The organism is Cronobacter sp. EKM101R (assembly GCF_963888145.1).
GTDB lineage: Bacteria > Pseudomonadota > Gammaproteobacteria > Enterobacterales > Enterobacteriaceae > Cronobacter > Cronobacter turicensis.
Genome location: NZ_CAWPHW010000006.1, coordinates 92,769 through 115,588, shown reverse-complemented (window position 1 = coordinate 115,588; position 22,820 = coordinate 92,769). Strand labels below are relative to the sequence as shown.

At 57.8% G+C, this 22,820-nt stretch carries 19 protein-coding genes; 6 read left to right on the top strand and 13 right to left on the bottom strand.

Annotated features, from left to right (window positions below):
* Window positions 1-246: 246 nt before the first annotated feature.
* From AACV31_RS06895 to AACV31_RS06885, 3 genes are all read right to left on the bottom strand, one after another.
* Window positions 247-2,265, bottom strand: a complete 2,019-nt coding sequence (locus AACV31_RS06895; protein WP_165155661.1) for an NADPH-dependent 2,4-dienoyl-CoA reductase — start codon at window positions 2,263-2,265, stop codon at window positions 247-249.
* A 178-nt stretch (window positions 2,266-2,443) separates the two neighbouring features.
* Window positions 2,444-3,841, bottom strand: a complete 1,398-nt coding sequence (ygjG, locus tag AACV31_RS06890; protein ID WP_165155663.1) for a putrescine aminotransferase — start codon at window positions 3,839-3,841, stop codon at window positions 2,444-2,446.
* Between the two features lie 23 nt (window positions 3,842-3,864).
* The gene (locus AACV31_RS06885) at window positions 3,865-4,101 is read right to left on the bottom strand and encodes a hypothetical protein (protein ID WP_165155579.1); all 237 of its coding nucleotides are present in this window, start codon (window positions 4,099-4,101) and stop codon (window positions 3,865-3,867) included.
* A 149-nt stretch (window positions 4,102-4,250) separates the two neighbouring features.
* Here AACV31_RS06885 and AACV31_RS06880 point away from each other — a divergent pair, with 149 nt between their 5' ends.
* From AACV31_RS06880 to AACV31_RS06870, 3 genes are all read left to right on the top strand, one after another.
* Window positions 4,251-5,138: a diguanylate cyclase gene (locus tag AACV31_RS06880; protein WP_165155665.1), complete on the top strand. Its 888-nt coding sequence runs from the start codon at window positions 4,251-4,253 to the stop codon at window positions 5,136-5,138.
* Between the two features lie 191 nt (window positions 5,139-5,329).
* The gene (locus AACV31_RS06875) at window positions 5,330-6,853 is read left to right on the top strand and encodes a methyl-accepting chemotaxis protein (RefSeq protein WP_105538297.1); all 1,524 of its coding nucleotides are present in this window, start codon (window positions 5,330-5,332) and stop codon (window positions 6,851-6,853) included.
* 457 nt (window positions 6,854-7,310) lie between these two features.
* Complete coding sequence (locus tag AACV31_RS06870; protein WP_075197372.1) at window positions 7,311-8,858, top strand: methyl-accepting chemotaxis protein; 1,548 nt, start codon at window positions 7,311-7,313, stop codon at window positions 8,856-8,858.
* 36 nt (window positions 8,859-8,894) lie between these two features.
* Here the strand turns inward: AACV31_RS06870 and AACV31_RS06865 are convergent, their stop codons facing one another.
* Window positions 8,895-9,428, bottom strand: coding sequence for a PadR family transcriptional regulator (locus tag AACV31_RS06865; protein WP_165155667.1), 534 nt, complete (start codon window positions 9,426-9,428; stop codon window positions 8,895-8,897).
* A gap of 239 nt (window positions 9,429-9,667) precedes the next feature.
* Between AACV31_RS06865 and AACV31_RS06860 the strand changes: the two genes are divergently transcribed.
* On the top strand, window positions 9,668-10,432 hold the full coding sequence (locus AACV31_RS06860; RefSeq protein WP_165155669.1) for a siderophore-interacting protein: 765 nt from the start codon (window positions 9,668-9,670) through the stop codon (window positions 10,430-10,432).
* A 123-nt stretch (window positions 10,433-10,555) separates the two neighbouring features.
* Window positions 10,556-12,709 (top strand): YgiQ family radical SAM protein, encoded by a 2,154-nt coding sequence (locus tag AACV31_RS06855; protein WP_165155671.1) that lies wholly within the window; start codon window positions 10,556-10,558, stop codon window positions 12,707-12,709.
* A gap of 53 nt (window positions 12,710-12,762) precedes the next feature.
* Here the strand turns inward: AACV31_RS06855 and ridA are convergent, their stop codons facing one another.
* The 8 genes from ridA to arcA all read right to left on the bottom strand — a co-directional run bounded on the left by ridA (window position 12,763) and on the right by arcA (window position 20,170).
* Complete coding sequence (gene ridA / locus AACV31_RS06850) at window positions 12,763-13,149, bottom strand: 2-iminobutanoate/2-iminopropanoate deaminase (protein WP_004388683.1); 387 nt, start codon at window positions 13,147-13,149, stop codon at window positions 12,763-12,765.
* A gap of 73 nt (window positions 13,150-13,222) precedes the next feature.
* Entirely contained in the window at window positions 13,223-13,684 is a 462-nt protein-coding gene (pyrI, locus tag AACV31_RS06845) for an aspartate carbamoyltransferase regulatory subunit (protein ID WP_007766991.1), read from the bottom strand.
* A gap of 10 nt (window positions 13,685-13,694) precedes the next feature.
* Complete coding sequence (gene pyrB, locus AACV31_RS06840) at window positions 13,695-14,630, bottom strand: aspartate carbamoyltransferase (RefSeq protein WP_075197376.1); 936 nt, start codon at window positions 14,628-14,630, stop codon at window positions 13,695-13,697.
* Between the two features lie 254 nt (window positions 14,631-14,884).
* A complete protein-coding gene (locus AACV31_RS06835; RefSeq protein ID WP_007766995.1) occupies window positions 14,885-15,364 on the bottom strand; it encodes an arginine repressor in 480 nt (159 codons plus the stop codon).
* Between the two features lie 170 nt (window positions 15,365-15,534).
* On the bottom strand, window positions 15,535-16,938 hold the full coding sequence (locus tag AACV31_RS06830) for a YfcC family protein (protein ID WP_075197377.1): 1,404 nt from the start codon (window positions 16,936-16,938) through the stop codon (window positions 15,535-15,537).
* Window positions 16,939-16,986: 48 nt separating this feature from the next.
* A complete protein-coding gene (gene argF, locus AACV31_RS06825) occupies window positions 16,987-17,991 on the bottom strand; it encodes an ornithine carbamoyltransferase (RefSeq protein WP_007766999.1) in 1,005 nt (334 codons plus the stop codon).
* A 36-nt stretch (window positions 17,992-18,027) separates the two neighbouring features.
* Window positions 18,028-18,939 carry a carbamate kinase gene (gene arcC, locus AACV31_RS06820; protein ID WP_075197379.1) on the bottom strand — a complete coding sequence of 304 codons (912 nt, stop codon included), beginning with the start codon at window positions 18,937-18,939 and terminating at the stop codon, window positions 18,028-18,030.
* Window positions 18,940-18,949: 10 nt separating this feature from the next.
* Window positions 18,950-20,170, bottom strand: coding sequence for an arginine deiminase (gene arcA, locus AACV31_RS06815; RefSeq protein WP_105538292.1), 1,221 nt, complete (start codon window positions 20,168-20,170; stop codon window positions 18,950-18,952).
* A gap of 671 nt (window positions 20,171-20,841) precedes the next feature.
* On the opposite strand from arcA, the gene AACV31_RS06810 reads away from it, so the two are divergent.
* The gene (locus tag AACV31_RS06810; RefSeq protein WP_165155673.1) at window positions 20,842-21,294 is read left to right on the top strand and encodes a YhcH/YjgK/YiaL family protein; all 453 of its coding nucleotides are present in this window, start codon (window positions 20,842-20,844) and stop codon (window positions 21,292-21,294) included.
* Between the two features lie 411 nt (window positions 21,295-21,705).
* On the opposite strand, the gene argF (AACV31_RS06805) is transcribed toward AACV31_RS06810, so the two are convergent.
* Window positions 21,706-22,710 carry an ornithine carbamoyltransferase gene (gene argF, locus AACV31_RS06805; protein ID WP_075197383.1) on the bottom strand — a complete coding sequence of 335 codons (1,005 nt, stop codon included), beginning with the start codon at window positions 22,708-22,710 and terminating at the stop codon, window positions 21,706-21,708.
* Window positions 22,711-22,820 lie beyond the last annotated feature (110 nt).

The window sequence follows — 22,820 nt, the reverse complement described above, 5'->3', positions numbered from 1 at the left end:
GCTTCCCTCACGCGAACGTGCAAAGGGGGCTCGCCGCCGCCCCCTTTGCAATCCCGGCTCCCGGCGGAAAATCGGCCCTTATGGGCCGATTTTTTTTTAGCCGGAGCAAAACCATCCACCTTACCGTCCGCTTTGTGGCCGGGTGAAAAAAACGGTGGGTGCGCTGCGCTTACCCACCCTACACAACATGAATGGGCCTGGATCGTAGGGCGGGTAAGCGCAGCGCACCCGCCATCAGGTTTTCCCTTAAATCGCCAGCGCCAGCTGTGTGCCCTGGGCGATGGCGCGGCGGGCGTCGAGCTCCAGGGCCACGTCGCAGCCGCCAATCAAATGCACCGGCTTGCCCATCGCGCGCAGCGGGGCCGCCAGCGCCTGCTGCGGCTCCTGGCCTGCGCAGATAATCACGTTATCCACCTCCAGCAACTGTGGCTCGCCGTTGATCAACACATGCAACCCGCGATCGTCGATGCGCTGATAACTCACCGCCGGGATCATCTTCACGCCGCGCGCCAGAAGCGTCGCGCGATGGATCCACCCGGTCGTTTTGCCAAGCCCGTCGCCGGGTTTCCCGGCGCGGCGTTGCAGCATCACAATCTGGCGCGGGCTTTTCGGCAACATCGGCCCTTCCGGGCGCAGGCCGCCGGGCGCGTTCAGGCTGGTGTCGATGCCCCATTCCACGCAAAATTCGGCGATATTCTGGCTGGTGGCCTCGCCCGGCTGGCTTAAATACATCGCGGTATCAAACCCGATCCCGCCGCAGCCGATAATCGCCACCCGCTGGCCGACCGGCGCTTTATCGCGCAGCACGTCGAGATAAGTCAGCACGCTGGGGTGATCAATGCCCGCAATATCCGGCACGCGCGGCACAATGCCTGTCGCGAGCGCCACCTCGTCAAATTCCGCCAGCATCGCGGCGTCGGCCCGGGTGTTGAGCGCGAGCGTCACGCCGGTGACGGTCAGCATCCGGCGGAAATAGCGCAGCGTCTCGTAAAACTCCTCTTTGCCGGGGATCTGTCTGGCGATAGTAAACTGCCCGCCAATCTCCGCGCTGGCGTCAAACAGCGTCACCGCGTGGCCGCGCTGCGCGGCGTTCACCGCAAAGGCGAGCCCGGCGGGGCCTGCGCCCACCACCGCCAGCCGTTTCGGCGTGCGCGCAGGCACAGAAACCATCTCCGTTTCATGGCAGGCGCGCGGGTTCACCAGACAGGACGTGATTTTGCCCGCGAAAATCTGATCGAGGCACGCCTGGTTGCAGCCGATGCAGGTATTAATTTCCGCCTCGCGTCCGCTTGCGGCTTTGGAGAGCAGTTCGGCATCGGCCAGAAACGGCCGCGCCATGGAAACCATATCGGCATCGCCCGCCGCGAGAATCGCCTCCGCCACGTGCGGATCGTTAATGCGGTTAGTCGTCACCAGCGGCAGGGTGGTTTGCCCGCGCAGCTTGCGCGTCACCCAGGTAAACGCGCCGCGCGGCACCGGAGTGGCGATAGTCGGAATGCGCGCCTCATGCCAGCCGATGCCGGTATTCAGCAGCGTGGCGCCCGCCGCTTCAATGGCGCGGGCAAGCTGTACGGTTTCGGCGAAAGTCGACCCGCCCTCGACGAGATCCAGCATCGAGAGACGATAAATAATGATGAAGTCCTGGCCCACGCGCTCGCGTACCGCGCGCACCACCTGAACGGCGAAGCGCATCCGGCGTGCGTAGTCGCCGCCCCATTCATCCTCGCGCTGGTTGGTGCGCGCCGCCAGGAACTGGTTTATCAGATAACCTTCCGAACCCATGATCTCCACGCCGTCGTAACCGGCCTCGCGCGCCAGCGACGCGCACTGCGCGAAATCGTCAATCAGCGCGAGTATCTCGTCGTGGGTTAGTTCATGCGGCGCAAAGCGGTTGATCGGCGCCTGTAAAGGCGACGGCGCGACGGGGTGCGGCTGATAGCTGTAGCGCCCGGTATGCAAAATTTGCAGCGCGATTTTGCCGCCTTCGCGATGCACCGCGTCGGTGATCTCGCGATGATGAGGAAGCTGATGTGCGTCGTTAAGCACCGCGCCGCCCTGAATCGCCACGCCAGCGGGCGACGGCGCCACGCCGCCGGTGACGATCAGCGCCACGCCGTGACGGGCGCGCTCGGCGTAAAAGGCCGCGAGCCGCCGCGCGCCGTCCGGATGCTCCTCAAGCCCGGTATGCATCGAGCCCATCAGGACGCGGTTTTTAAGCGTGGTGAAGCCCAGATCGAGCGGGGCGAACAGCGACGGGTAGCTCATGATTGCACTCATCCAGTATAAAATAATTGTTATGTGGTCGGATGAGTTAATGATTAAGCGATCGACGGCCAAAAGGGAAAGAGACAATCTGCTGATTGTGATGGCAATCAAATTTCAGGGGGCGTGGAAAAGGCGTCGCGCCTTCGCCGGACGAGAGCGAAGACGCGCTGCCTGAGGGTTAGCTTTCGGTGGCGACCGCCGTATCGCTGTGGGCGATGCTGAGCGACTCAAGCGCCGTACGCGCGGCGGCAAGCACCTGCTCGCACTGCTCAACGGTCAGCGTGAGCGGCGGCTCGATGCGGATCGTTTTGGCGTTGTTGAGCGTGCCCGCCACCAGCACACGCTGGCGGAACATTTCGCTCGCGAAGCGGTAGCCGGTTTCGTTATCGACAAACTCAATGGCCATTAACATCCCGCGTCCGCGCGCCTCCTGCACCAGATGCGGGTATTCACGCGCCAGCTGGCGAAAGCCGTCCAGCAACATGTCGCCTTTCTGCTCCGCCTGGGCGGGCAGGTTTTCTTCCAGCAGCACATGAATGGTGGCAAGCGCCGCCGCGCAGGCGAGCGGGTTGCCGCCAAACGTGGTGGTGTGCAGGAACGGGTTGTCGAACAGTACCGAAAACACCTCTTCCGTCGCGACCGTCGCGCCAATCGGCATCACGCCGCCGCCAAGCGCTTTGGCAAGACAGAGAATGTCCGGCTGCACGTTTTCATGCTCGCAGGCGAACATTTTGCCGGTGCGGCCCATGCCGGTCTGCACTTCATCGAGGATAAGCAGCGCGCTGTATTCATCACAGAGCTTGCGCACGGCCGGCAGATAGCCCGGCGGCGGCAGGATCACGCCGCCTTCGCCCTGGATAGGCTCCAGGATCACGGCCGCCACGTCATCGCCGGTTTTCTTGCATTCACTCAGCAGCTCGCGCAGCGCGTCGATATTGCCGAACGGCACATGGCGAAAGCCGGGCAGCAGCGGCATAAACGGTTTGCGAAACGCCGCTTTCGCGGTGGCGGAGAGCGCGCCGAGCGATTTGCCGTGAAAGGCGCCGCTGGCGGCCACGAAGGTGAATTTGCCGCGCGGCGACTGATACGCTTTGGCAAGCTTAATCGCCGCCTCGACCGATTCCGTTCCGCTGTTGCAAAAGAAGCTGTACTTGAGTTTGCCAGGCGTCAGCGCGGCGAGGGTTTTGGCGAGCATCGCTCTTAGCGGATCGAGCAGCTCCTGGCTGTGCAGAGGCTGTTTCGCGAGCTGATTTTCTACGGCGGATACAACAACTGGATTACGGTGCCCCACGTTAAAAATGCCAAATCCACCCAGGCAATCAAGGAACTCCTGTCCCTGGGTGTCGACAAGCGTATTAAGCCCTCCCGCCTGCCACTCTACGGCTCCGTAATCCCCGCCAGCGGTGACTGATTTTCGATACTCTAAGAAACCTGGGTTTACATGCTGCTGGAAGTAATCGTGCACCTCCCGGTTAAGTGCTTTCATCTCCTCATGCGTCAGCGTGCGCTTTTCGATGAGATTCAGTGCGTGCGCGGTACAGGCAAGAGCCGAGGCGCTGTTAGGTAACCTGTTCAAAATGTGCCCCTTTGGATCGCGTATCACATGATACCGATTTTAAGTATTGCAGCCTTTGCGCCACATCGCCGCAGGCCATGAAAATCGGGATAAACCGCTGTGAAGCGCCGGGAGACGCGGTACGAAATCATTCTTAAAAAACCATTGCGGCGCTTAATGCTGCCGCCCGCGAACGGGTCAGAGAGAGGATAAAGGGCGTTGCACCCTGACAGGGCAGCGGTGCGCGGTAGTGGCGCATCTGCGTGCAGATATTTCAACACAGGCGTTTCTGTATATAATTCACAGAAAATATATTTTCGTGAGGTAATCACGCTATTTACTGATTTGCCGCCAGGTTATTTTTGACGCGCCTCTTTATTCTGGCGCATATGCCCGATAACCGGGGTGGTTGTTGTTTTATGAGGTCAGCATGGATTTGCACCAGATAGATTTATCGTTAAAAGAATTAAATTATGCTGTTAAATTACATTATGAATGGACCGGCAAATTCTTAGAGCTCGTATTATTAGGAAATGAGCCAGATAACACGTTTATGCATCCGCAGTCCCATCTTTATTGTCGTTTCTGTCAATGGATGACGGCCCACCAGAATATCGCTTTCCGTTACCTTCATTTCGCGAAAGCGATTAGCGAAACGCATAAAGCGATGCATGATAAAGCCCGACACTTAATAAACGCGATTGCCAGTAATCAGGTGGATTCCGCGGCGTTATATGCCTACCACGGGGCGCAACAGCAGTTTGTGGCCAGCATTGATGATTACCGCCAGCAGCTCATTTCTCTGCGTAACCGGCACGATACGCTCACCGGTCTGCCGCTGCGCCAGCTGCTGTATGAAGATTTCGAGTTCCTGCACGCCCACGCGCGTGAACAGACGCTGTGGCTGCTGATTATCGATATCGACCGTTTTAAAAAAGTGAATGATACCTATGGGCATAACGCGGGTGACGATGTGCTGCGCGAGGTGGCGCAACGGTTTAAAAACGAAGCGCGTTGCTGCGAACAGGTGTATCGCTTCGGCGGGGAGGAGTTCATTGCGCTTCTGGAGTCTCATACGCAGGAAGAGGCGCGCGAAGCTGGCGTGCGGCTGTGTAGGTGCCCAGGCCAGCTTCCGCTTACGCTCGATGGCGAGACGCTGAACGTGACCGTGACGGGCGGCCTGACGTGCGTCCGGCGTGACGAAACATTGCATGAGGCCATTGGTCGCGCGGATGATGCCATGTATTTCGGCAAAAATAACGGACGCAACCGCTGTATTCTTGCGCTCGACGACGGCACGCTGAAAACGCTAAAGTAACTCGTATTAATTATTTACCGTGGTAAATAATTGCGGATATAAATTATCGGCGTTATGCAGAAAGAAATGATGGGTAAATGCATAAATTGCGAGCTGAATCGTATTTAACAGCTAAAGATAATTTATATATCGCCGACATAACAAGGCAGAAAAAAGATTAACAATTGGATAACCTGCCTAAGGACGCCGTTATGTCTTCTCAGCCGTTCGTTACGCAGCGTGAAGTTACGCTCGCTAACGACACCACGCTTATGTCTACCACCGATCTGCAAAGTTATATTACCCATGCCAACGACGCTTTCGTCGAGGTGAGCGGGTATACGCTTGAGGAGCTGACCGGCAGCCCGCACAACCTGGTGCGCCACCCGGATATGCCGAAAGCGGCTTTTGCTGATATGTGGTACACGCTGAAGCAGGGCGAGCCCTGGACCGGCATTGTGAAAAACCGCTGCAAGAACGGCGATCACTATTGGGTGCGCGCCAACGTCGCGCCGATGGTGCGCGGCGGGAAAATTACCGGCTTTATGTCGATTCGCACCAAAGCCAGCGCGGAAGAGATAGCCGCGGTCGAACCACTCTATAAAGCGCTGCGCGAAGGGCGTAAACCGCGCCGTCTGTTTAAAGGACTGGTGCTGCGCAACGGCGTGTGGGGCAAACTCCCGACGCTGCCGTTACGCTGGCGCCTGCGCGGCGTGATGGCCGCGCTGTTTGTGGCCTGGACCGTGGTCATGGCCTGTACCGGCACGCCCCTGCTGGCCCCGACGCTTATGGCAGCGGTGATGCTGCTGCTTGGCGGCGCGGTGCTGGAGTGGCAGATTGTCCGCCCGATTGAAAACGTGGCGCGTCAGGCGCTGCGCATCGCGACAGGCGAGTCGCAAAGCATCGCGCATATCAACCGCGTCGATGAAGTCGGCGTGACGCTGCGCGCCATCGGGCAACTGGGCCTGATGTGCCGCTGGCTGATGAATGATGTTTCAGGTCAGGTCAGCAATGTACGCAGCGGCAGCGAAACGCTGGCGCGCGGCAATGAGGATCTTAACGAGCGCACCCGCCAGACGGTGGTTAACGTGCAACAAACCGTCACCACCATGAACCAGATGGCAGCATCGGTGCAGAACAACTCCGCCACGGCGGCGGCGGCGGATAAGCTCTCCAGCGAGGCGAGCGACGCGGCGCGTCTCGGCGGGCAGACAATGCAAACCGTGGTCCAGACCATGGATGAGATTGCTGACAGCACGCAGCGCATCGGCTCCATCACGGCGCTTATTAATGACATCGCCTTTCAGACCAACATTCTGGCGCTCAACGCCGCCGTCGAAGCGGCGCGCGCGGGCGAGCAGGGCAAAGGCTTTGCCGTTGTGGCGGGCGAAGTGCGCCATCTGGCGAACCGCAGCGCGAACGCCGCCAACGATATCCGTAAACTCATTGATGCCAGCGCCAGCAAGGTGGCGTCCGGTACGGTGCAGGTGCATGACGCGGGCCGCACCATGCAGGATATCGTCAACCAGGTGGAGAATGTGACGCGCCTGCTGGGGCAGATAAGCCAGGCGACCACTGAGCAGGCCGACGGGCTGTCCGATCTCACCCGCGCCGTGGCGGAGCTGGACGCCATCACCCGCAAGAACGCGGCGCTGGTCGATGAAGGCGCGCAGGTTTCGTCAATGGTAAAACACCGTGCTGGCCGCCTTCAGGATGCGGTGACGGTATTGCATTAATTTTGGTTAAGGGCGGCGCCATGCCGCCTTTCTCTTTTTGTTTCACGCCTCTGCTTCACGCCAAAAATTTATCAATTTGTGCCCTTTCAGGGGTTACTTTTATTTGTTGTTTTAATGTTAAAATCAAATTAAATAAATGTATTTAATTTAACCCCTTCATTTTAAATTGTTTTTCCCATCTTCCTGAACCCACACAAAAAAGTCTTTCCGCTTCGCTGTAATTAATTGCGCAATTAAGTGATCTGGCGCACATTTGGCCGATCAATAGCCGTTTATTAATAGTCAGCAGCTATTGTTTTCGGGGTTTATAAAAGAAAAAAACGATCAAACTCATAAAGTTACAAAAGGGCCTGACGATAACGACCTTTGTCGATCCCCGCAGGTTCGGCGGATCACGTTATCCATCGCTGCGATTTCCGTTTCGTCAGCGCAAAATAACCCGTTCAACGGAGTGAATATGTCCATCCGCGATATAAAAATCCGCACAAAGCTTATTTTCGCTTTTGCTTTTTTTATTGTTTTGTTACTTATCAGCGCCGGTTTATCACTCGGCAGTCTGAGCCAGGCCAATAATAATATTCAGCAGGTTATCGCTGAGGATTATCCCACTACCGTAAAAGCCAATCAGCTTATCGAAAATTTCCAGAGCTTCGTCAGTACGCAGCAATTAATGCTGATGGACGAGAACCAGCGCTGGACAAAGCAGTCGGAGGCGCAGCTTAGCGCCATCAGCGGGCGTATTAGCGCCTTGCTTGCCGATTTGAATAAAACGCTGACCGACGACGCCTCGCGTCAGGCGCTGGCGCAAATCGCCGACGTGCGTAAGCAGTATCTGGCTTCGCGCTTTCGCATTCTCGATGCGGTAAAACGCAACGACCGCAACGCGGCGCTGGAGGAGATGATGTCCACCACGGTGGAGCTTCAGAATGAATATAAATCGCGGGTACAGGCGCTGATTAAAATTCAGGATAACCATATGCGCGAGGCGGGCGTGACGGTGGCGAAAGATTTCAGCAGCAACCGCGCGTTAACCATCGGCCTGACGCTGCTGTGCGTGGTGCTGGGCTCGTTGATGGGCTGGCTTATCGTGCGCGCCATTACGCGTCCTCTCGACCAGGCGGTGCGCTTTGCCGGCGCGATTGCCGAAGGCGATCTCACCCGCTCGGTGGACATCCAGTCGCGCGATGAAACCGGCGTGTTGCTGCATGCGCTGATGGATATGAAACAGCGGCTGCAGGCGATTGTGCAGGAGGTGCAGTACAGCGCGGAAAGCATTTCCAGCGCGGCGTCGCAGATTGTCGCGGGCAACCAGGATCTGGCGGCACGTACCGAAGAGCAGGCCAGCTCCGTAGAGCAGACGGCCGCCTCGATGGAGCAGATCACCTCGACGGTGAAAAACACCGCCGATAACACCAGCGAGGCGACGCGGCTGTCGTCCGACGCCGCCGGTGTGGTGAAGCGCAACGGCGAGATGATGCAGCAGGTGACGGACAAAATGCGCGTCATTCGCGGCACGTCTGACCGGATGTCAGACATCATCAACCTGATTGACGCCATCGCGTTCCAGACCAATATCCTGGCGCTTAACGCCGCCGTGGAAGCGGCGCGCGCGGGCGAACATGGCCGCGGTTTCGCGGTAGTCGCAGGCGAAGTGCGCCAGCTGGCGCAGAAGAGCGCCTCATCGGCGAGCGAGATCCGCGCGCTGATTGAGGACTCGACCGGTCAGACGCGCGAAGGCATGGAGCTGGTAGAAAAAGCGAGCGGCCTGCTGCATGGCATGGTCGCGAACGTTAGCGAAATGGACACGATCCTGCGTGAAATCGCTCAGGCGAGCCGTGAACAGACTGACGGTATCTCGCAGATCAACAGCGCCATCGGCATGATTGACACCACCACGCAGCAGAACTCCGCGCTGGTGGAGGAATCGGTCGCGGCGGCCTCGTCGCTTAATGACCAGGCGCACAACCTGAAAGAGATGATTAAAGTGTTCCGTCTCAGCGCCTGATAACCCAACGGCGGTGGCCTGCCGCCGCCGTTGCCGTTAATCGAGCTGGGAGATCTCCAGCGCCGCGCGGTCTATGATGCCGATAATCTGCTTTAACGTCTCCGGGCTGATTTCCGCCTGATTCACTTTTAAATCCAGCACCGCTTTCATGTTATCAAGCGCCCGTTTCATCTGCGGATCTTTACGCAGCTTGTGCCCGATGGCGCGCGCCCGCATCCGCGCCTGAATATGATCCAGCGCCTCGCGGTTTTCCAGAAGCCACGCGCGGCCTGCGTCGGTAATCGCGATTTTCTTCCGACCGTTTTCTTCGTCGTGCAGCACGACAAACCCCTGCGCCTCCAGCGCGTCAAGGGTCGGGTAGACCACGCCTGGGCTCGGCGCGTAGTGGCCTGCGGTCAGCGTTTCGATGGCTTTAATAAGTTCGTAACCGTGGCTCGCGCCAGCGCACAGGATATCCAGCATGACGAGACGCAGTTCGCCATTGCCGAAAAAGCGCGGGCGGCGATGACCTTCTGGCCCATGGCGGCCTTCGCGGCGAGGGGATGAAGCATGGCGGTCGTCTGAACGCATAAGGGAACTCCGGGTTAAACAGATATATCTTAACTATATCTTTTTTATGGTTGAATGTCTTTTCTAACAGCGCTTGAAATACAGGTCATTGTTTATAAAAAGATAAAACTCACAATTTTGCGCGATGTGCGGTTTTTGTTCAGGCTATCGAAAAATCGCTTGCCATTTGCGTTGTTGGCAATCATTATCATTTACGACTATTTAGATATATCTAATTTACCCTTTACGTTGGCAGGTTGATGATGAATCAGACAACTCAATTTCCGCAGCGCGTGCGTAACGCGCTGCGTTTTCGCGAAATTACCGTGCTGAAAAGCGAGCGCATCAGCGGCTTTCAGCGCCTTGTATTTGGCGGCGACGCGCTGGCGGGCTTCAGTTCACGCGGCTTCGACGACCATATCAAAGTCTTTTTCCCGCAGGACGGCGCGCCGTTTGTGCCGCCTGACGTCACCGATGACGGCATCGTCTGGGCAGGCGACGTGCGCCCGCCGTCACGCGACTACACGCCGCTGTTTGACGAGGCGCGCCAGGAGTTGACGCTTGATTTTTACGTGCATGAATCTGGCGTGGCGAGCGACTGGGCCGTTGCGGCAAAACCTGGCGATACGCTCTGCATCGGCGGGCCGCGCGGTTCGTTAGTGGTGCCGGAAGATTACGCCTGGCAGCTCTACGTGTGCGATGAGTCCGGGATGCCTGCGCTGCGCCGCCGTCTTGAGGCGCTCCGCGCGCAGGCGAAACCGGTGCAGGTGAACGCTATCGTGACGGTGACGGATGACGCGCTGAAAGGCTATCTGGCGCACCTCGGCGACTTTAACCTTCAGTGGGTGGTTGGTCATGACGTGCAGGCGGTGGAAGAGAAACTGGCCGCGCTGACGGTGCCGCAGGACGATTACTACCTCTGGATAACCGGCGAAGGAAAAGTCGTTAAACGCTTAAGCGAGCCGTTTGAAGGGCGCCTGAACCCGCAGCTGATGCGCGCCGCGGCGTACTGGCACAGCAAGTAATCGCGTAGATCGGCAAAGAAGGGCGCTGGCGTTTTTTTCCGCAGAATAACCCTTCTTTTTTTGTCACTTCCGGACGTATAATCGCCGCCCTTTGTCGATCTTTTGCCTTTTTCCGGAAGCACTATGAGTTCCCTGAGCCTGATCCAGCCGGATCGCGATCTGTTCTCCTGGCCCCAGTACTGGGCGGCCTGCTTTGGGCCTGCGCCCTTTTTACCGATGTCGCGCGAGGAGATGGACCAGCTCGGCTGGGACAGCTGCGATATTATTCTCGTCACCGGCGACGCCTACGTCGATCACCCGAGCTTCGGCATGGCTATTTGCGGCCGCATGCTGGAGGCGCAGGGCTTTCGCGTCGGGATCATCGCGCAGCCGGACTGGAGCAGCAAAGACGACTTCATGCGCCTTGGCAAACCGAACCTGTTTTTCGGCGTGACCGCCGGGAATATGGACTCGATGATCAACCGCTACACGGCGGATCGCAAACTGCGCCACGACGACGCCTACACGCCGGATAACGAAGCCGGAAAACGCCCCGATCGCGCGACGCTGGTCTACACCCAGCGCTGTAAAGAGGCCTGGCGCGACGTGCCGGTTATCCTGGGCGGCATTGAGGCGAGCCTGCGCCGCACCGCGCATTACGATTACTGGTCTGACACCGTGCGCCGCTCGGTGCTGGTGGATGCCAAAGCCGACATGCTGATTTTCGGCAACGGCGAGCGTCCGCTGGTGGAAGTGGCGCATCGTCTGGCGATGGGGGAAGCTATCGCCACGATCCGCGACGTGCGTAATACGGCAATCATGCTGAAAGAAGCCCTGCCGGGCTGGACGGGCGTGGATTCCACGCGTCTCGACACGCCGGGGCGCATTGATCCGATCCCGCATCCGTATGGCGACGATCTGCCGTGCGCTGACGGCAATAAACCGGAAAAACCGGCGGCGAAAACCGTCACCGTTCAGCCGCCGCGCCCGAAGCCGTGGGAGAAAACCTACGTGCTGCTGCCGTCGTATGAAAAAGTGAAGGGCGACAAAGTACTTTACGCGCACGCCTCACGCATTCTGCACCACGAAACCAACCCCGGCTGCGCCCGCGCGCTGATGCAAAAGCATGGCGATCGTTATATCTGGATCAACCCGCCTGCGATCCCGCTCTCGACCGAAGAGATGGACAGCGTGTTCGCGTTGCCGTACCAGCGCGTGCCGCACCCGGCGTACGGCAAAAAGCGCATTCCGGCCTGGGAGATGATCCGCTTCTCGGTGAACATTATGCGCGGCTGCTTCGGCGGCTGTTCGTTCTGCTCGATTACCGAACATGAAGGACGCATTATCCAGAGCCGCTCGGAAGATTCGATCATTAATGAGATAGAAGCGATCCGCGACGCGGTACCGGGCTTTACCGGCGTGATTTCCGATCTCGGTGGGCCGACGGCCAATATGTATATGCTGCGCTGCACCTCGCCGCGCGCCGAGCAGACCTGCCGTCGCCTGTCGTGCGTCTACCCGGAGATCTGCCCGCATATGGATACCGATCACACGCCGACGATCAACCTCTACCGCCGCGCGCGCGATCTCAAGGGCATCAAGAAGATCCTGATCGCCTCCGGCGTGCGGTACGATCTGGCGGTGGAAGATCCGCGTTATATTAAAGAGCTGGCGACGCACCACGTCGGCGGTTATCTGAAGATTGCCCCGGAGCATACCGAAGAGGGGCCGCTCTCAAAAATGATGAAGCCGGGCATGGGCAGCTATGACCGCTTTAAAGCACTGTTCGACACCTATTCAAAACAGGCGGGCAAAGAGCAGTACCTGATCCCGTACTTTATCTCCGCGCACCCCGGCACGCGCGATGAAGATATGGTGAACCTGGCGCTATGGCTGAAAGCGCGCCGTTTCCGGCTCGATCAGGTGCAGAACTTCTATCCATCGCCGCTCGCCAACTCGACCACCATGTATTACACCGGCAAAAACCCGCTCGGGAAAATCGGCTACAAAAGTGAAGACGTGGTGGTGCCGAAAGGCGATCGCCAGCGCCGCCTGCACAAGGCGCTGCTGCGCTATCACGATCCGGCCAACTGGCCTGTTATTCGCGAGGCGCTGGAGGCGATGGGCAAAAAGCATCTGATTGGCTCGCGCAGCGACTGCTTAGTGCCCGCGGCGACCATCGACGAGATGCGCGCGGCGAAACGGCAGTATCGCCACACGCAGCCCGCGCTGACCAAACACACCCCGGTAAGCCACCAGCGCCAGGGCCTGCCGAAAACGAAGAAAACGGCGCGCTGAGCCCATAAAAAAAGCACCGCTCGCGGTGCTTTTTCTTTATGCCAGGGCCGCGCTTAGCGACGGACGGCGATCGCTTCGATTTCGATTTTCACATCTTTCGGCAGACGCGCCACTTCGACGCAGGAGCGCGCCGGGAAAGTCGCGTTATGCTCGGTGAAAAACGCTTCATAAGTGGCGTTAACGGTGGCGAAGTCGTTCAGATCTTTGACGAATACCGTGGTTTTCACGATATCCCCGACTTTCAGGCCAGCGGCTTCGATAATCGCTTTCACGTTATCCAGCGACTGACGCGCCTGGGCGGCGATGTCGTCCGGCACGCTGCCGGATTTCGGGTCAACCGGGATCTGACCGGAGGTGATAACCATGTTGCCCAGATCGACGGCCTGAACGTAAGGACCGATAGCGGCAGGGGCGTTTTCCGTGGCGATAGTGCGGGACATAATTTCTCCTGAAGTTAACAGCGGTAAGGCTCCCGCTCATTATAGGGAGCCGCAAGGCCATTGCCAGCCACAATTAATCCGCCAGCACGACGTGACGCGCGAACTCTTTCTCACAATATTTGCACTTCAGCTGCACCGCGTCGCCGCGCGTTTTCACGGCAAAACTGGAGGCGACCGGCTCGGTACGGCTGATGCAGTTGCCGTTCGGGCAGACCAGCACATTATCGATACGATCCGGCAGGCTCGGTTTGCTCTTGCCCACCACTTCATAATCGTCGATGCGGTTTACTGTCGCCTGCGGCGCGTAGAGCGCGAGCTGATTGACCTGCTCGTCCGTCAGGAAGGTATTTTCAATCTTGATTAAATCTTTGCGGCCCATTTCGCCGGAGGGCAGGTTAAGGCCGATGGTGATGCGCTGATCCGTTTCGGTAAGCTTAAACAGGGAAAGCAGCTTGAAGCCGACCTGCGCCGGAATATGGTCAATCACCGTGCCGCGGCGAATGGCTTCTACCTGAAGTTTATTGTCATGGGTCATGGGCTTCTCCTTACAGAGCTAAATCGCGATTCAGTACCAGCGCCAGCAGCGCCTGACGGGCGAAAATGCCGTTGCCCGCCTGCTGGAAATACCAGGCGTGGGGCGTTTTATCCACGTCGGTAGTGATTTCATCAATGCGCGGCAGCGGGTGCAGCACTTTCATGTTGTCGCGCGCGCCCTGAAGATCGGCGGCGCGCAGCACAAACTGGGCCTTCACGTTGGCGTATTCCGACGGGTCGAGACGCTCTTTCTGCACGCGGGTCATGTAGAGAATATCCACTTCCTGGACCACGTCGTCGATGGCGCTGTGCAGGCTCCACGGAATGCCTTTTTCATCGAGCATATCGAGAATGTATTGCGGCATCGCCAGCGCGTCCGGGGCGATAAAGCAGAAGCGGTTGCCGTTGAACTTCGCCAGCGCCTGCGCGAGCGAATGCACCGTGCGGCCATATTTCAGGTCGCCCACCATTGCGATGGTGAGGTTCTCAAGGCGTCCCTGCGTCTCCTGGATGGTAAAGAGATCCAGCAGCGTCTGGGTCGGGTGCTGGTTGGCCCCGTCGCCCGCGTTCAGCACCGGCACGCCGCCGGAAAACTCGGTCGCCAGACGCGCCGCGCCCTCCTGCGGGTGGCGCATCACGATGGCGTCCACATAGGTGCTGATGACTGAAATGGTGTCCGCCAGCGTTTCACCTTTTTTGCCAAGGGAGGTGTTGCTGCTGTCGGAGAAGCCGACCACCGCCGCGCCCAGACGGTGCATGGAGGTTTCAAACGACAGGCGGGTGCGGGTCGAAGCTTCGAAGAAGCAGCTGGCGATCACTTTGTGCTTCAGAAGCTCCGGCTGCGGGTTCGCTTTCAGCTTCGCCGCCGTCTCCAGCACCAGCTCAAGCTCGGCGCGGCTGAGATCGTTGATGGAAATAATATGTTTTTGATAAAGCGGATTAGCCATTTTTGTCTCCTCTTTAGGCCGGCGGACAAACGCTGGACAAAAAAAAGCCCCTCATTGAGGGGCTTTTAACAGCAATTCGGGAACGGAAAGAGCAACGGCCTGGCCGTCAGCTTTCTGACGACGCGGTAAGACAAATTGTCGAACACACTGGACCATGCTTCCCTCCGGCAAATTGCCCGGCATTATACGCATGTGCGTTTAGCTGACAAGCAGGAAATGCACACTTTGCGCTCAGGAATCGATTGCTGTGAATATTAATGCATTAAAAGTAAATAATTAATACGTTTGTGAACCAGCGCGGTGCGCTTCACATCACGCGGTGCTATCCAGACAATACTGCTGCCCGCCACTACGCCTAATACCTCCGGCAAAGCGTGATAATCCAGCACTTTCGCCACCGCGCGGCCATAGCCCGCCACCGTATGAACAAGGATAAATTCGCTGTTATGTTCAACGCTCACCACCATTTCCGCGATCGAGCGTGCGGCGTCCGGCGCGGGCTGTAATAGCGGATTCAGGGAATAAATTTTTTGTCCTTTGGCGTTGCGGATTTTAATCACGCCGAGCAGTTTCAGCAGGCGTGAGACGGAGGACTGGCTGATATTGTCGAACCCCTGGCGCTGCATATCGCGCCGGATCTCCTCCTGAGAGCAGTAGGTTTTGTTGCTGATGAGCCGCTGGCATACCGCCATTTGCTCCTGCTCTTTTCCGGAATAATCACCGTAATCCTTCATGGACAGTCACTCCTTACGTTGATGAAAGTTGAAGAAAAACGATATGGTTTTCCCGGCCCGCGTCCAGGGGGAAAACGCAATAACCTGACAATTTACGGGCTTTTGCTGAAATGATTGGCATTTTATGCGGCGCAACGCCCTGGCTGACCGCGCCGCAACGCCATGTCAGGCTAAAACAGCGCGCCAAGACTGAGGGCGGCCATGTTCAGCACCGTCAGGATCAGTATGAGCGGCGCAACCCATTTCAGATAACGCACATAAGGCACGCGAGCGATAGCCAGACCGCCCATCACCACGGCAGAGGTGGGCGTAATCAGATTCACGATCCCGGAGGCGGACTGATAGGCGGTGACCACCAGATCGCGCCCTACATGGGCGAAATCCGCGAGCGGCGCCATGATAGGCATGGTCAGCACGGCAAGACCGGATGACGACGGCACCAGGAACGAGAGCACCACTTCAATCCAGTACGTCACGTTGATAAACACCGTGGTGGAAAGCCCCGACACCAGGTTTTCCGCGCTGTGCAGAATCGTGTGGGTGATCATGCCGTTATCCATCACCACCACAATACCGCGCGCGATACCGATAATGAGCGCCACGCCGAGCAGATCCCGCGCGCCGTCTATAAAGGTGCTGGTGAACGCTTCTTCGCTCATGCGCGCCACCACGCCGGTGATAATCGCAGCGGCGAGGAACACGCCGGAAATCTCACCCATCCACCAGCCGCGCACCGCCACGCCGTAAATCATCACCGCAAACGAGGCGGCGAAAATGATCAGGATGATTTTGCGCGTCATGGTAAAGGGGAGCATGTCGGCAGAGCGGTTGCCGAGAAAGTGCGCGCGGTTGGCTTCCCACTGGTCCGCCACCACGGAGAGTGACGGGTCCCGACGCACGCGACGGGCGTAACGCATCACCCACAGCACGCAGATAACCCAGCCGATAACCAACAGCGCCACGCGCAGCCAGATGCCGCTGGTGAACGGAATACCGGCGGCGTTGGCGGCAATCACCGTTGCGAAGGGGTTAATGGTGGAGCCGAGCGTGCCGATGCCCGCGCCCAACAGCACCGTAGCGGCGGCGACCAGCGGGTCGAAGCGCGCGGCCATCATGACCGGCACCAGCAGGGTATAAAACGGCAGCGACTCTTCCGCCATGCCGTAGATGGTGCCGCCCGCGGCGAACAGCGCCATCAGTATCGGGATCATCCACTCTTCTTTGCCGTGCAACCGCTCCGTCACGCGCTCGATCCCGGCGTCGATGGCCCCGGTTTTATTCACCACGCCCAGAAAGCCGCCGATGATCAGCACAAACAGCGCCACGTCGATGGCCCCTGCGGTATAGGTCACGTGGTTGTAAAGGCCATCCACCGGGGCCAGCAGAATGGCGGTAATGCCCTGCGGATGCGCCTCGACGGGGGCGTAAGTGCCCGCGACCGGCACCTCTTTGCCGAGCGTATCGTTCATCGCCATCTGGTATTTCCCGGCAGGCACTACCCAGGTGAGCGCCGCCACCAGCGCGATAAGCACAAACAAAATCGTATAAGCGGAAGGAAATTTGAACCTGTGCATGAGGGTATCTCCGAAGCGGCGGGCGCACCGGCGGCGCGCCCGCAAAGATTATTCGCCAAGCGTCGCCACCATCACGGCTTTGATGGTGTGCATACGGTTCTCCGCCTCATCAAACACAATGGAGCAGGGGGACTCGAACACGTCATCTGTCACTTCCAGCCCTTTCAGGCCATAAGCGACTTCGATTTCGCGGCCGACGGTGGTGTGCTCGTTATGAAACGCCGGCAGGCAGTGCATAAATTTGACGTGCGGATTGCCGGTCGCTTTCACCACCGCCTGATTGATCTGGTAGGGTTTCATCAGCGCGACGCGCTCGGCCCAGGCTTCTTTCGGCTCGCCCATCGATACCCAGACGTCGGTGTAGAGGAAATCCACGCCGTCCACGCCTTCGTCCACATGTTCCGTAAGAATGATGCGCGCGCCGGTCTCAGCGGCGAGTGCGCGGCATTGTTCGACCAGCGCCTCTTCCGGCCAGAAGGCTTTCGGCGCCACCAGGCGGATCTCCATGCCCATTTTCGCCGCGCCTACCATCAGCGAGTTGCCCATGTTGTTGCGCGCGTCGCCAAGATACGCAAAGCGGATCTGCGGAAGCGTTTTGCCTGGCGAGTGCTCCAGCATGGTCATCAGGTCGGCCAGGATTTGCGTCGGATGAAATTCGTTGGTCAGCCCGTTCCATACCGGCACGCCCGCGAATTTGCCAAGCTCCTCAACGATCTCCTGGCCGTAGCCGCGATATTCGATGCCGTCATACATGCGCCCCAGCACGCGGGCGGTATCTTTCATTGACTCTTTATGACCAATCTGCGAGCCGCTCGGCCCGAGGTATGTCACCTGCGCGCCCTGGTCAAATGCGCCGACTTCAAACGCGCAGCGGGTGCGGGTGGAGGTTTTTTCGAAAATCAGCGCGATGTTTTTGCCCACCAGCGTTTTCTTCTCGCGCCCGGCTTTTTTATCGGCTTTCAGCTGCATGGCCAGATCGATGAGGTACTGGATCTCCGCCGGGGTGTAGTCGAGGAGTTTCAGGAAGTTGCGGTTTTTCAGGTTGATAGTCATGGTTAAATCCTTTTTGCGTAAAAGCGGTGAGAAAACTTACTGGCGAATCAACGTGCCTTTATCGCCCGCGAGGATGGCCGGGCCGTCACCCAGCGCGCCGATCCCTGCGATGCCGCCGCACTGCTCAACGAAGGCGCAGCATGCGGCCACTTTCGGCCCCATGGAGCCTGCATCGAAGTGCAGCTCCGCCAGCTGCGAGGGCGTTACGTGGGTCATGGGGCGCTGGGTCGGCTTACCCCAGTCGACATACACCGCATCGGCGTCCGTCAGGATCAGCAGCGCGTCGGCGTGCAGCTGGCGCGCCAGCAGCGCGGCCGAGAGATCTTTATCGATAACCGCCTCGATGCCGTGGTAACCGTCGGCTTTATCCACCACCGGCACGCCGCCGCCGCCGTTGCAAATCACCAGATGGTCGCGCTCGATAAGCGCTTTGATGGCGTCGCTCTCGACAATCCGCTGCGGCTGAGGCGAAGGCACCACGCGGCGGAAATAAGGCCCGTCGGCTTTCATCGTCCAGCCTTTCTCCGCGGCGAGCTGGTCCGCCTGGGCTTTGTCATATACCGGGCCGATGTATTTGGTCGGGTTCTTAAACGCCGGGTCGGCGTCATCCACCGCCACCTGCGTCAGCAGCACGCTGACTTCGCGATCCGGCAGCTGGTTTTTCAGCGACTGCTGTAACAGGTAACCAATCATCCCCTGGCTTTCGGCGCCCAGAATGTCGAGCGGATAAGGCGTGACGTTCAGATAGGCGCTGTTTTGCAGCGCCAGCAGCCCGACCTGCGGGCCATTGCCGTGCACCAGCACCACGCGCCACTGGCGGGTGAGCTGAGCAATGGTGTGGGCCGCCAGTTCGACGTTATGACGCTGAATATCGGCCTCCAGCGGTTCGCCGCGTTTCAGCAGCGCGTTGCCGCCAAGGGCCACGACCAGGGTGGGTTTCATTTCCATGGGGTTCTCCTTAAATGCCGTCGCGTTCCAGCGGGCAGCTCATGCAGCGCGCGCCGCCGCGTCCGCGGCCCAGCTCGTCGCCAGGAATCGGCAGCACGGTGATGCCGGCCTTGTCATATTTCTCGTTGGTCCAGGTGTTGCGCTCATAGCCGATTACTACGCCTGGGCGCACGGTCAGCACGTTGTTGGCGTCGTTCCACTGCTCGCGCTCGGCTTCAAACGCATCGCCGCCGGTGGTGATGAGCCGTATCTGGTCGATGCCGAGCGCCTGCTCCAGGGCGTATACCAGCGTTTTTTCTTCGGTACGTGCGATGCCGCCGCGCCCGTCCGGCGTTAAGGTCCAGCACTTCACATCAGGGCGTACGACTTCCGGATAAACGGAGAAAGTGTCGATATCGATATGCGTCATTACGGTATCGAGGTGCATACAGGAGCGGTGTTTCGGCAATTCAACGGCAATAACGCGCGTCGCCTGCTGGTGTTTAAACAGGGCGCTCGCGAGGAATTCCACACCCTGCGGCGTGGTGCGCTCAGACATGCCGATTAATACCGCGCCGCGGCCAATCACTAATACATCGCCGCCTTCGAGCGTCGCGTGGTCATAATTAATATTCTGATCGCCGAAATATTTAATAAACTCGCCATCGGCGAAGGCCGGATGCCAGCGATAAATCGCGCGAAGGTTATTCGTTTCGCGCTGGCGGGCCTGTTTCGCCATCGGGTTAATCGACACGCCGTTATATATCCAGCAGGACGTATCGCGGGTAAATAAATGGTTGGGTAGCGGCTCCATAATAAAGTCATTGGCGCCGTGCGTGTCCACGACCATATTATGAATGGAGGCCGGGATTTCGCTAAAGGTCAGGCCGCCGCTTAAACGCCGCGCCAGCTCACGGTGCGGCAGATCGGCAAGCCAGCCGCGGACATCCGAGGCAAAAGAGGGGCCGAGGCGGTATTCAGACACCTGTGTCTCCAGCAGCCAGTCTTTGGCGGCCGGGATATCCAGCGTGCGCGTCAGGAGATCCGTCAGCAATAAGACTTCAACGCCCTGGTCGCGCAGCGTGCGGGCGAAAATATCGTGCTCTTCACCCGCGCGCTCCACGGATAATACATCATCGAAAAGTAATTCCTGGCAATTAGACGGCGTCAGTCTTTTCAGACTTAAATTAGGGCGGTGCAGCATAACGCTGCGTAGTTGTCCAATTTCCGATCCCACGTAATGCTTTTCCATATTTATTCCTTGGCTAATTTTCAGAATAAAAACGGCGGCATTATGCGAAAGATATTCGCATAACGAGTTACCGTGCAGATTGAATTCGAAATTAATAGTAATGGAGTGCAGGGTTTATTGTGTGATGAATATCACGGGCGACGCGGGGATTTTACTATTCCGCCATAATGATGATTTATTTCATGGAAAGTTTAATTAATTTGTCGGGGGTTATGAATCGCTACGCAGAAAACACGGCGCTTATGCAGCGTTGTTAAAAATCTGTTTTTGGACAACAAATAGACAAATAATCAACTCATTGATATTAAATGTTTTTATTTGGTCCTAAATATTATTATGCATTTATGGTGCGCGATTATTTTGAATTGCTGAAAATAAAGCAAATAACTATGACGTAACCGTGCGTGTTTGTGAGGTAAGTAAAACGTGATTCCCCTGTCTTTTTTCAGATAAAAACTGATAAAACAGATAGATACAGCGAAGCTGTAAGTGGTATTCGCCAGGGTTATGCATAAAAGATGCATAAACGCCTGACGGGTATTAACAAGCCGGTAACGCTTCGTTCGATAACCATGCGCCAGAACAGCTTTTACCCATAAACCAGTGGCGCACCGGCGTAATTACTCGTATAACACAACAAAATGAAACGCTGTTTTATATAAGGAGATGGCATGATTATCGGTAATATTCACGCGTTGGGCGAATGGCTGCCCGCGCCGTTTCGCAAGGCGATTGAGCAGGTGAAGCAGCAGGTGACGGCGCAGACCGCGCCGGGTAAGTACGATCTGGATGGCGATCGCCTTTTTTTCCTGCTCTCAGAAGATACGACGGAGCCGCTGGCGGAACGCCGCGCCGAATATCACGCGCGTTATCTGGACATTCAGATTGTGCTGTCGGGCCGCGAAGGGATGACCTTCAGCACGTTGCCGCCGGGCGCGCCCGACACCGACTGGCTGGCGGATAAAGATATCGCGTTCCTGCCTGAAGGCGCACAGGAGAAAACCGTGGTGCTGGAAGAGGGCGATTTCGTGATTTTCTGGCCAGGCGAGGTGCATAAACCCCTGTGCGCGGTGGGCGACCCGGCCCCGGTGCGTAAAGTGGTCGTGAAGATGTTGATGGCGTGAGTGGCTTGTAGATGGGGTAGGGTGGGTAAGCGAAGCGTGCAGACCAACCGACCATCCGACAAGGCGGGTGCGCGATGCTTACCCGCCCTACGGCGAGCGTTGTGCTGTCGTTTCGTAGTCCATCCGACAAGGCGGGTGCGCGATGCTTACCCGCCCTACGGTGAGCGTTGTGCTGTCGTTTCGTAGGGTGGGTAAGCGAAGCGTGCACACCAACCGACCATCCGACAAGGCGGGTGCGCGATGCTTACCCGCCCTACGGTGAGCGTTGTGCTGTCGTTTCGTAGACCATCCGGCAAGGCGGGTGCGCGATGCTTACCCGCCCTACGGCGAGCGTTGTGCTGTCGTTTCGTAGGGTGGGTAAGCGAAGCGCACCCACCAATCGACCATCAATCCACTACCCGCCCCGCGAGCTTACTCTGAGAGCGTCGCCACCATCACCGCTTTGATCGTATGCATCCGGTTTTCCGCCTGATCGAACACGATACTGTGGGCCGACTCAAACACCTCGTCGGTCACTTCCATGCCGCCTTTCAGGCCATACTCCTGCGCCATCTGCTTGCCGAGCGTGGTCTGGTCGTCGTGAAACGCCGGCAGGCAGTGCAGAAATTTCACGTTCGGGTTGCCGGTCTGCGCCAGCATCTGGCTGTTAACCTGATACGGCCGCAGCAGCGCGATACGTTCCGCCCATTTCTCTTTGGCTTCGCCCATCGACACCCAGACATCGGTATAAATGAAATCCGCGCCCTTCACGCCCGCGGCGATATCTTCGGTCAGCGTGATCCGCCCGCCGGTCTCTTTGGCCAGCGCCTGGCATTCGGTCACGAGTTTTGCGGCGGGCCAGCAGCTCTCAGGGGCAACAAGCCGTAAATCCAGCCCCATCAGCGCGGCGGCTTCTAACATTGAGTTGCCCATGTTATTGCGCGCATCGCCCGCGTACACCAGCGTCATCTCGTTAAACGCTTTGCCCGGCAGATGCTCCTGCATGGTGAGCAGATCCGCCAGTAATTGCGTCGGGTGAAACTCATCGGTCAGGCCGTTCCACACCGGCACACCGGCGAACTGCGCCAGTGTTTCGACGATCTCCTGGCCAAAACCGCGATACTGAATGCCGTCATACATGCGGCCCAGCACGCGGGCGGTATCTTTAATTGATTCTTTATGCCCAATCTGACTGCCGCTTGGCCCGAGATAAGTGACGCGCGCGCCCTGGTCATATGCGGCAACTTCGAAAGAGCATCGTGTGCGGGTTGAGTCTTTTTCGAAGATGAGCGCAATATTTTTTCCGGTAAGCTTTTGAACTTCAACGCCGTTTTTCTTATCTTTTTTAAGCTTCGCCGAAAGCTCCAGCAACATGCGGATTTGAGCGGGCGTAAAATCGAGCAGTTTTAAAAACGATTTCTGGTACAACGCAGACATGATCCCCTCGCTGGCTGACGCCACTTATTGAATTAATATTCAACATATATGTATGAATATTCATTTGCAACCCCCGGTGTTAAAACTTTGCGGTGAAAGGTGGAGGCATT